At 40.2% G+C, this 2,768-nt stretch carries 2 protein-coding genes and 1 pseudogene; all 3 read right to left on the bottom strand.

The features are described 5' to 3' along the window. Positions 1-637 precede the first annotated feature (637 nt). Entirely contained in the window at positions 638-1,282 is a 645-nt protein-coding gene (locus QUB14_RS28365; protein WP_333221544.1) for an IS66 family transposase, read from the bottom strand. A gap of 376 nt (positions 1,283-1,658) precedes the next feature. Continuing rightward, positions 1,659-2,213 carry a hypothetical protein gene (locus QUB14_RS28370; RefSeq protein ID WP_333221546.1) on the bottom strand — a complete coding sequence of 185 codons (555 nt, stop codon included), beginning with the start codon at positions 2,211-2,213 and terminating at the stop codon, positions 1,659-1,661. Next, positions 2,210-2,768 (bottom strand): annotated as a pseudogene (locus QUB14_RS28375) (IS701 family transposase); the annotation flags it as partial. The pseudogene QUB14_RS28375 and the gene QUB14_RS28370, both read right to left, overlap by 4 nt.

A 2,768-nucleotide genomic window follows, 5' to 3' on the forward strand; every position in this document is an offset into this window, starting at 1 on the left:
CATGGCTCAAGCACAACGAAGTGCTGGCTTTAATCTTAACACACTCAAAATCTTGTTCAGAATGAAATAGCCCTGCATCTAAACCAACGCCAAATGTACTCCGTCTACGGTATTTATTTTGACGGGTGACACGCCACTAAAACCTTTACTATCAAAGCATTTAAGCCTCCGAACCTCACAAAAAATAGCTGATTATTTACACGCTTATTGAGTCATAAGATCGTCCGAACTTGCCTTGAACCTGATTCAAGGGAGCTCGCCACTCTCTTTTATTGACTCACGCCCGCGAATATCTTTTCGCTTGGTTACTCAAGTCAAAAACTTGACGCAGCTTTGCTTTCAACCTGCTTGTCACGCCCTCAAGTATTTTTGGTTCGTTTTTTGACGGCAACATACATATTTTGGCACCTGCATTTTCTGAATTTCAATGCCTTCAAATACAGCCAAAATGGTAGTGATCGCGATGGATAAGCTTTGCCCAACAAGGCAATAAGTTGTTAACCACTAAGGAATGAATAATCAATAATTTGATGAATGGTCATATAATGAGGAGCAGCACGCTTATTGCGTATTTTACTAAAAATGAGAGAAACTTCTAATGTATCGGCTCAATAAGTAGGGGGAGCAGTTATTCTAGCTACCAGGATAAGCCCAAGGGAAGAAGAGAAGATTTTTCGAGAATAATGGTCCCCAAAGATGGAATATTTCCAAGTTGAGAAATGCGGTCACGCACATACTCAAAAAAACTGATTCTCAACTGACGAGTAGTAGCAACAAGAGACATAAAAGTGTCCCAAACCTGAGTCCCCTCAATAGTCTGAGTCCCATAGCTAATATTACGACGCTGCACCATAGTCCGGGCAGCTAACTCCGCCGGATTATTATGCAAAGGTAATTCAGGATGCTCTAAAACCCTGAGCAACTCCGATGCTTTGGCAACAGTTAATTGTTTTCGTTCATCCAACAACTCATAACCGCTTAAAGTGTCAAAAAGTTGCCAAAATTTAGACTTTAATTCCCGTGCAGCTTCTGCACTCGGACAATCTTTGTAAGCTAATAATTCCCGGTAATAATCCCAAAAATCTTTGAGAAACTGCTCTAAAATCACTTGATGGCAGGCTACTACTGGACTTAACTTCTTGTAATGTCTTCCCTCATGTACCCAGCATAAAGCTCTGTCAGCAGTGATTAACTTGAACTGAGGAGCATCATCACATACCAAAGTCTGTACCACTGAACAATGAGTTTGTTGATGATAAAAAGCAATAGCCGCTGCTTCCATGATCCGAGTCCGTTGCTGAGAACCCAGTTTGGGTAGATACTTATTAAGTAGGTCATTAAACTGTGTCTCACTCAACACATTTTCTTGTGGGAATAGTTTCAGAGTATTCTGACCTTTAGTGGGGATGTGGAAGTTATCAAGTAGTGAGAATGTGAGTTGATTTAGAATAAATTCTAGTTCTCTTCCTGGCTGTAATCCTTTGATGACAGTCAGTCTGTCTTTATTGGGGGTCGTGAAGTAGATTGTATATATTGGGTTGCAGATGACATTGGTGGTATAATTGACTCCACCAACCCGCGCCCCAGTTTGGTCGAAATGTTGCCAAGGACTACTCGCTAGTCCTGAATCATAAACTTCTTTTTTTTCGGTTTCAAAATTAGAGTGGTTTTTGATTAACAGGTTGGATAAATGACCGGCTGAGATGGAAATCCCTAAATCTTCTAAAAACTCTAGTAGTTTGCCGCATCGTCATATTGCTCCCATAGTACAAACTAATGACTAAGGTTTTTATTCCCGGTCCAAATTCTCCTTCATAGCCGTTTGGTAATTCGGCTAAATAAGTTTTCCCAACTGAGGCTGAGTAATATTTCTGTTTACGGAATAATAAGTTGTCGGTTGTCAAGCTGATATCTTGAACTATTACTTGTTCATATCCTTTAAATTCTGCATCTACTGGCAGTTTGTCTAGGGGGTATTCTAGTATTTCTTCTCGATCTATTTTAATAGTCGCGTTTTTACAACCTTTGCTGTGCTTTTTTGGCGTTTTTCGCTCTTTCTCTGACGAGTGGTTTTTGGCCAATTCTTTCTTGTTGGCTTTTATGTCTGGCTGACCTTGTTCTCCTTTCAGACGGTTGTTTTCATCTTTTAACCGTTGATTTTCTGTGCTTAATTCTTTGATCTGAGTTTGTAACGGGACTTGAACAAAATTCAAGCCCAAACATAGCCCAAACCTGCTATGTGTATGGCAAATACGTCACCATTATCTTGGAGCCAACCGACAAATCTATAAGATATAGCCGTTCTAAAAGCTAACAAAGCAGAGCGTAAAAGTCTTTAAAGGTTTGTTTGCCCAACGCCGTCTCAATCCTCCTGTCAACTGTTGCCAAACAATAAAAGTGTCAGCGCAAAAAACTAATATCAAATGTCGGTGAAGGCTTTTTATGCTTCTCACTTGATATTCTTTTAGCCCTAACCAGCCTTTTGCCTCACGGTAAAACACTTCCACCCAATTACGTTGAGAATAAGTTGTAATTATCCATGTCCCTGTTGCTTGACTCACCGCAGCGTTAGTAATTAAATAGTCCACCTCTGTCGCTTCAGATAAACTAGCAGCATTCATTACGATAGCTATTGTTCTAGTTCCTGAAAAGGCTGACATTTCTACTTCTACCGTTGCCACCCACACTTTTCTTGGGACTTCTAAATCTAATTGAATCGCTGTAAATGCTTGTGCCTGAAGTCTTTTCGCTAGTTCGTCTAGTCTAGT

The sequence above is a fragment of the Microcoleus sp. B3-D2 genome, assembly GCF_036705345.1.
GTDB lineage: Bacteria > Cyanobacteriota > Cyanobacteriia > Cyanobacteriales > Microcoleaceae > Microcoleus.